At 34.0% G+C, this 6,269-nt stretch carries 8 protein-coding genes and 1 pseudogene; all 9 read right to left on the bottom strand.

Annotated features, from left to right (window positions below; all coding sequences use genetic code 11):
* A partial coding sequence (locus KTG12_RS20760; protein ID WP_216945532.1) for a 6-bladed beta-propeller occupies positions 1 to 436 on the bottom strand: 436 nt, incomplete at its 3' end.
* Between the two features lie 436 nt (positions 437 to 872).
* Positions 873 to 1,601, bottom strand: a complete 729-nt coding sequence (locus KTG12_RS20755) for a glycosyltransferase family 2 protein (RefSeq protein WP_075967657.1) — start codon at positions 1,599 to 1,601, stop codon at positions 873 to 875.
* On the bottom strand, positions 1,598 to 2,119 hold the full coding sequence (gene lepB / locus KTG12_RS20750) for a signal peptidase I (protein WP_122116603.1): 522 nt from the start codon (positions 2,117 to 2,119) through the stop codon (positions 1,598 to 1,600). The genes KTG12_RS20755 and lepB overlap by 4 nt, the downstream gene beginning before the upstream one ends.
* Positions 2,103 to 2,582 carry a hypothetical protein gene (locus KTG12_RS20745; RefSeq protein WP_147332598.1) on the bottom strand — a complete coding sequence of 160 codons (480 nt, stop codon included), beginning with the start codon at positions 2,580 to 2,582 and terminating at the stop codon, positions 2,103 to 2,105. Before KTG12_RS20745 ends, lepB begins: the two co-directional genes overlap by 17 nt.
* 154 nt (positions 2,583 to 2,736) lie before the next feature.
* Complete coding sequence (locus KTG12_RS20740) at positions 2,737 to 3,906, bottom strand: 6-bladed beta-propeller (protein ID WP_075967646.1); 1,170 nt, start codon at positions 3,904 to 3,906, stop codon at positions 2,737 to 2,739.
* Between the two features lie 139 nt (positions 3,907 to 4,045).
* Positions 4,046 to 4,420 carry a hypothetical protein gene (locus KTG12_RS20735; RefSeq protein ID WP_122116601.1) on the bottom strand — a complete coding sequence of 125 codons (375 nt, stop codon included), beginning with the start codon at positions 4,418 to 4,420 and terminating at the stop codon, positions 4,046 to 4,048.
* Between the two features lie 29 nt (positions 4,421 to 4,449).
* Positions 4,450 to 4,575: a hypothetical protein gene (locus tag KTG12_RS22130; RefSeq protein ID WP_256305095.1), complete on the bottom strand. Its 126-nt coding sequence runs from the start codon at positions 4,573 to 4,575 to the stop codon at positions 4,450 to 4,452.
* A 335-nt stretch (positions 4,576 to 4,910) separates the two neighbouring features.
* Entirely contained in the window at positions 4,911 to 5,984 is a 1,074-nt protein-coding gene (locus tag KTG12_RS20730) for a 6-bladed beta-propeller (protein WP_075967652.1), read from the bottom strand.
* Between the two features lie 49 nt (positions 5,985 to 6,033).
* Positions 6,034 to 6,269: pseudogene (locus KTG12_RS20725) on the bottom strand (hypothetical protein); the annotation flags it as partial.

Here is a 6,269-nt window from a genome sequence, read left to right as displayed (position 1 = left end):
CAAAAAAACGATATGGCATATAAATACGATCATTCAACAAGGCATACTTACCACGGTATTCACCTTTTTGATCAAAACACAAAACAGCGCTATGTCCCATGTCAAAAACATACAAAAAACTATCTTCTAAGGCAATAGACTCTATACTCACAAAATCTCTAGGACCTAGTCCCTGCCTTCCTATAAACCTATTAAGAATAAAATATTGATTCGTTTCCATTACTTGAGACAAATATTGATCCGAAATATAAAGCCGATTCTCATAAAATTGTAAATCTCGCACTTGAGATAAAAATATTGAATCACCCCAACCTTCTACAAACGAAAGTTGTTTATACTTTACAGTTTCCAACTGCGATTTTCTTTCTTTTTGACAAGAAATTAATAACAAAATAGATATGACAGTTAATATGATATTACTTAATTTTAAATTCATAATTTTTTATTTTACAAACCGTGGACAAATTGCAAACAAATTCATCCACGATCTAAGTTAAAACAAAATTTCCTACAGTCTAATCGCAACGAACAGACTCTTTATCATCACATTGTACATAGCCGGAAAAAGTATTCCTTTCACAATTTTCCTTTCCTGAACAAGATACCGAACCATTCACATTTCCATACCGAGGAGTAACATCAATGCACCTATTAACAACACTGCTTTTTTCTTTAATTGTACCATCGTCTTTAAGTTTTTAATTTGCTAATACTAATTCAAATTGTGATTTTCACGACCTTTTATCTCTATTTTTTCGCACTCATCTTTATTAAAATTACACAAATAACACTATTCCTTTATAGTCTATACAATAAAGGCGCAGCCGTCAACAGTGGAAGAATACAGATACCATGAAACATTGTTTTTGACACTATCTTCTCTGTTTAAACTTTTCATCTCTACTTGATATACAAACCTGTAAAAGTTCCTTCCAATAAGTTTCAATTCCAAATACCGGAAAACAAACAGCTTCTCTTAACTTCACCGGAATTTCCCCTATAACCAAAGCTGGATGATGACATGCTTTGTAAACGAACTCCAAATCAAACAAATATGTATCTATACAAGTAGAAAGAAAAACAAAACGACCTTTGCGATTAAACCCTTTCAAACCGGCTTGCGTATCTGAATAGTTCATTCTCAATAAATAACGATTACATCCACGAACAAATCGAGAGATTAAACGACGAGAAAACGGTAAACAATCATAATAAGCCTTATCCCGAGTCGATACAACCACATCAACTCCTCGCTGTAACATTTCCAATACCCTTGACATAGAATCAAGCGTATAAGGAAAGTCGTGATCCGTGTAAAGGATATAATCAGAGTTACACGCAGACACGGCTTTACGCAAAGCAAAACCTTTCCCATGATTGATCGAATAACTCAAAATATGAACTTCTGGTATATTTTGCCGGATATAATCAGTGACAACTTTCTCAAAGCCTCTTGCCGAACCATCATTTACCACATATAAATGAATGTCTGCATGTTTCCACAAGACTTCCAGTTCCTTATATTTCGAGACAACGGTTAACTCCCAACCCTCATCCGGATTATAAACAGGCAGTATCAAATCTATGTCCGTTTCCATCATTCTATTCTTTTTAATATGCGTTTTTTATCTTTTACAGAAAACAATACCCGACTGATCCTGCCGACAATCGAACTCTCCGGAATTTCCCCGAAAAAACGACTGTCCACCGAATTATTGCGGTTGTCTCCCATCATATAGTACCAATTTACACCATCTCGCCTTGCTATTCGGATTACCCGCTTTACCAAAAGCATATTCCGATTTTCCAGGCTACGAAAAACGACGATATCATTTTCTTGCGGTTCTCGCCATCCCGGCATACGTCCCAAATTCCAATTGTTTTTCAAATCCTTCTCACGCAAAAACGTAATCCAGGTAAAAACATTCAGCAAAGGAATATCAGCAAAACGGTCGGGTAGCAAAGCGCCGCATGAAGCTTTGTCCACCCAAACCCAATCACCGGTACATAGAGTCGGCTCCATGCTTTCGGATGGAATGTAGCAAGGTTCACCGAGGAAGAGGCGAATCAACACACAAGTAAATACAACAATTACGATTATTTTAATCCCCCTTACCATCCAAAACAGCGAATTTACGTTTTATCGATTCAAAATAAGCATCTGTTCGTTCTGAAATTTCTTGAATATTTATAAAACAATTTTCCATTAAATACTCCTTCGATAAAACACAAAAATAATAAGCAACAACAGTATCACTTACTTCCATAATAGGAGATAAAAGTCCTATTGAAAGCCCATAAACTTCACAAGAAATGCAATACTGTTTTTTAAACGACCGTATAATCCTCGGATTATTGGAATTCAACAAACAAATTACATTTTGAGCTCCTACTTCCGATATAAACATGTTAATATAATCAATGTGCTTTTTAAAATATTGCATACATGATATGCATCCTGCATCATTAAAACGAATTACAAATTTATCACCTGTATTTAGAATTTCAGATACTAATATGTTTTCTCCATTTTCTTTCAAAACAGACAATGTATCTGAAACTGTTATATTATCAGTATTCATTTGTTCTAAATTAATACTATATATTTGATGATAATTATACGAATCTTTCTTTAAACTTTCATAAATCAACTTGTTATCACCTTGCCGAATATAACCTATAATAAATAAAACGAACAAAGTCAATATCAAAGACATATATGTAAAATGTATAGTTTTATTCATTTCGAAATATTTTTTTGTTTAATTTTGCCACCATCAGAATCGGATTATCATCAATAGATGCTCTTTCCAGCGTGTTGAACAACTCAGGATAAAACGACTGTATCTCTGATTTTTTTTTCGTTTCCAGATCCTGGTATTTAGACGGATCAAGTATATAATAGAAATAATCGCCACAGGCAATTGTACCGTATAAGATATCAACAATATGAACTTTCCCAATATGAGGTCCTCTAAAAGAACAACTTTCCCCGTTTAGCCTATCGTAGATATAAAAGCAATTATAACCATCATATTGATATGAGACTCCGACTTTAGTCTCATCGGAAATATATAAATAAGGAGAATGAGCAACCTTTTTATTTTTCCTGAGATATTTGAATATTTCATCTTCCCTACTTTGCATCGGCAAAGCTATCAATTCTTTCGGAATGGCATGGCCTAATTTAATCACTAAACCTCCTTTGGGATAGTTAAAATCATATTTATAAATCGTATCATTATACATAATATGGGTATATAAGCCATCTTCAAACAAAACGAACGGAGACTCCCAAAAAGAAATGGTTGCACCATTTTCATAATGATGAGGATGATATTGTGCCACTAACTCATCCTGTTTAAAACAATTCATGATATATCCATCTTCAGGGTCAATGCTTGATCGTGCCCAGACTTCCCTTCCTTCCCCTAAAAACAATATTTGGCTTATTTTATAAGGAATTGTATCCACACGTAATAGACGGCCATTCAAATCATATACAAACTTTTTCTTCAATTGGTTATCCATCACATACAGTTCTTTCTTTTCTCCATTAACCGCAATGCTTGATGCGTTTGTATATTTGTTGGGACCATCTCCTTGATCATGGATAACCGCTTTGGCTTCTCCATGATCAGAAAAAATAAAAACAGAAGAACTTCTCCGGTCCAAAATATATAAACGTTTATTCAATGGAATAATATTATACACTGCATTTATCAATATAGTGTCATTCGTTTCCAACGGGACAATTGCAATCTTTTCGAAAAAATCCGCAATGGATACAATTTGAGAGTCTTCAGGATCAATCGAAATAGTTATAAAATCATCTTTTCCATTATCTTGTCCGGCACAAGAACACATCAGAGCCGCTATTAGCAACAAACAAATATTCTTTTTCATATTCTTATTTAGTTTAACGGGCTGTTCCTATAATACACTTTTGTCATGACAATTCCGATCTAATTTTTTCTAAGTTAACATTAAACCCCAAATCAATCATAATATGGAAAAAATGTATAATTTCGGTACAGCCCTATTTTTAATTTTTACAAGATGGACATCTGCATAAACCGTCGCTTGTTACCCTACAGCATGAATAATAACCAGTTCCTGTTGAGACTTCACATCCTTTACCTGTAGCAGTTACACCAAATGCAGATACTGAACCTGATATACAGGAACAAGAAGTAGCACCTCCTCCCCCAGCAAGATTACAATCCCTACATCCTTTCTGTATGTCTCCTGTACCAGCAGGATCATCACCTGTTTTCGTCTGTTGAGCCCAAACAGCAATCACGGCATTATTATCTGCCAACCCATAATCATCCAGCGCATACTGGAGATTCATTCCCATACCGAGGAGCAACATCAATGCTCCAATTAACAACACGGCTTTTTTCTTTAATTGTACCATTGTCTTTAAGTTTTTAATTTGTTAATACTTCAATCGTGATTTTCACGACCGTTTATATCTTTTTCTTCGTATTCTCCTTTATAAAAACTACGCAAATAATGCTTCACGGTGTCCGTATCCTCCCACTGTTTGCTGTAGCTATACGTATAGCTCATAAAATAAAGGATATAGAAAAGCATTGATAAAAACAACAGAAGCTTTGGAAACACATGATGCTCTTTTTCTATCCAATCTATGATTTTATATGACACTAACAACAAAATACCTGACAAGGACAAATAAAGGTAACGATCAGCAACTATTTTTAAGATCAATGAGTGTTGTGCCTGTTGAATTGTTCCGAAAACTAAATCTCATAGAAATGCAGAAATCCTTTTATAGGGTTTTTTCGCGTGTCAAAACTCTTCAATAGAGTTGTTCTGACGGCCATTTCATACCGCAACGAGTTTAGGTTGAGAACTTATAGACGGACATCATGCGGATAATCATTTTATTTTTTCATTTCATATAACAAAATAACAGGATTATCATCCGGTGACAAATCATGTAACTTCATTGATTCCAAAAGTGTTGGAAAATATTCGTACAATATTCCCGCATTTATCTCTTCTACTAAATATTTCTCATCTCCCCAACGTGGAAAGAAGCGATAACCTTGTATCAAATCATTTTTCACCACTCCTACTTCTACTTTATCATTCGATTTATCCACCACACAAAAAACACGTTGATCTTGAATCAAATAATCAAAAATGAAATAGCGATTGGAAACATAATAGTTATTTTTGACCACATAATTGAAATCTGAACTATTTACATCTTGCTCTTCTACATTCTGTTCATTCGGAAACTCTTTTCCTACAAATCGTACCCAATAAACAGGATCTAAGTTTTCTCCGTGATAAATCCGATTATCATACACGGGAGAAATATAGACTTCTTCATTGTTTACAGCAAAAACATTACATTCATTATAATTAAACAAGTTTTCATGATCTCTTCTAATTAATTTATCCGCAACTTTCCGACCTCTATCATTCAAAATGGAACATTTATAATCCTCTCCTTTTCGGGATTTCAAATTATATAAATAGATCAAACCGTTGTTTACTACAATTTGTGTAGAATAGGTATCATATTGAATTTGATTTATATAGTTTAGATCACAATCATATTTCAAAATATGGCATCTGCCATAATCCAAAACAAACAACTGATTATCATATATATCAAAATCCATCAACTGTAAATATTCACCAGGGCCATTCCCTACCTTAAATAAAGTTCGAAGATGTTTACCGTCCATTCCATAAATATAGATTGCATTATTCGTTTTGTCCAAAATATAAATCTCATCTTTGAAAATTTTCACCTTATCAATTTGAGAAATCAGACATTCATCATCCATATCTAATGGGACAATCCGAATATTTTCAACGAATGCAGAAAGCAATACTTCCTTTTGATTGGTCTCAGCCGGAACCTTTACCTCATAAACTCCCAAATTATCAACATCAGAACAGGAACAAAGCAATAACACTATGACTAATATATAATATTTCATATTCTATTTGTTAAATCTAAAGGATGTGGCAAACCACATCCTTTCTTAATTATTGACAATCATGACTTACACACGAACTTTTATATCCCGGTTGATAACAAACATATCTCTGTCCTGTTTTATTTCCATACTGATTATAGCAATTCATATACATACCAGTCCATCCCTCTCCCGGAGGATTACCTGTTTCTGTACTACCTGTAATTTGAGCCAAAACTTGATTAACAGCTTTATTCTCAGCTAATCCATAATCATTCAGCGCATACTGGAGATTCATTCCCATAC

The organism is Parabacteroides sp. MSK.9.14, assembly GCF_019041495.1.
Taxonomy (GTDB): Bacteria; Bacteroidota; Bacteroidia; order Bacteroidales; family Tannerellaceae; genus Parabacteroides; species Parabacteroides merdae.
This window is presented reverse-complemented; position numbering and strand designations above follow the sequence as displayed.

What these genes read in the sequence shown, in the direction of transcription:
- KTG12_RS20755 (WP_075967657.1), bottom strand. Translation starts at nt 1,601, where the DNA reads ATGATGGAAACGGACATAGATTTGATACTGCCTGTTTATAATCCGGAT.
- lepB (WP_122116603.1), bottom strand. Translation starts at nt 2,119, where the DNA reads ATGGTAAGGGGGATTAAAATAATCGTAATTGTTGTATTTACTTGTGTG.
- KTG12_RS20745 (WP_147332598.1), bottom strand. Translation starts at nt 2,582, where the DNA reads ATGAATACTGATAATATAACAGTTTCAGATACATTGTCTGTTTTGAAA.
- KTG12_RS20740 (WP_075967646.1), bottom strand. Translation starts at nt 3,906, where the DNA reads ATGAAAAAGAATATTTGTTTGTTGCTAATAGCGGCTCTGATGTGTTCT.
- KTG12_RS20735 (WP_122116601.1), bottom strand. Translation starts at nt 4,420, where the DNA reads ATGGTACAATTAAAGAAAAAAGCCGTGTTGTTAATTGGAGCATTGATG.
- KTG12_RS22130 (WP_256305095.1), bottom strand. Translation starts at nt 4,575, where the DNA reads ATGAGCTATACGTATAGCTACAGCAAACAGTGGGAGGATACGGACACC.
- KTG12_RS20730 (WP_075967652.1), bottom strand. Translation starts at nt 5,984, where the DNA reads ATGAAATATTATATATTAGTCATAGTGTTATTGCTTTGTTCCTGTTCT.